The 442-nt window shown below is 66.1% G+C and carries 1 protein-coding gene; it reads right to left on the reverse strand.

All coding sequences use genetic code 11. The features are described from left to right. Nucleotides 1-305: MBL fold metallo-hydrolase (locus DVK07_RS21820; RefSeq protein WP_121598635.1), on the reverse strand; the 305-nt coding region annotated here is incomplete at its 3' end. Nucleotides 306-442: the final 137 nt, after the last annotated feature.

Genomic DNA, 442 nt, shown 5'->3' on the forward strand with positions numbered 1-442 from the left:
ACTTCGAACGACTCGTCGCCCATCTCGACGTGGTCGCCGTCTCCGAGCTCGTGGGTCCGAAGCGGGTGGTCGGCGTAGGCGTACACGTCGGGGTCGAACCGCTCGACCACCGCGCCGAGTTCGCCGACGTGGTCGGAGTGCTGGTGGGTGACGACCACGGCGTCGAGGTCGTCGGTGTGTTCTGCGACGACGTCTTCGACGCCCGACATCGTCCCGGCGTCGACGAGGACGGTTCGCTCGCCGAGGACGAGGTAGGCGTTGCAGGTGAAGGTCTCGGCGTCGGCGGTGACTGGGATGACTTCCATACCGCCGCGTACGCGCTCGACCGGAAAAAGTCGGGCGGGTGCGGCGCCACCTCGCCGCGTGAATCGCCTCCGAACGTCGGGCTCACGCGACAAATCCTTTTTGGGGCTCGGTCGTGTACGTATGTCTGTATGGGATT

This window comes from Halorubrum sp. Atlit-26R (assembly GCF_003666015.1).
Lineage (GTDB): Archaea > Halobacteriota > Halobacteria > Halobacteriales > Haloferacaceae > Halorubrum.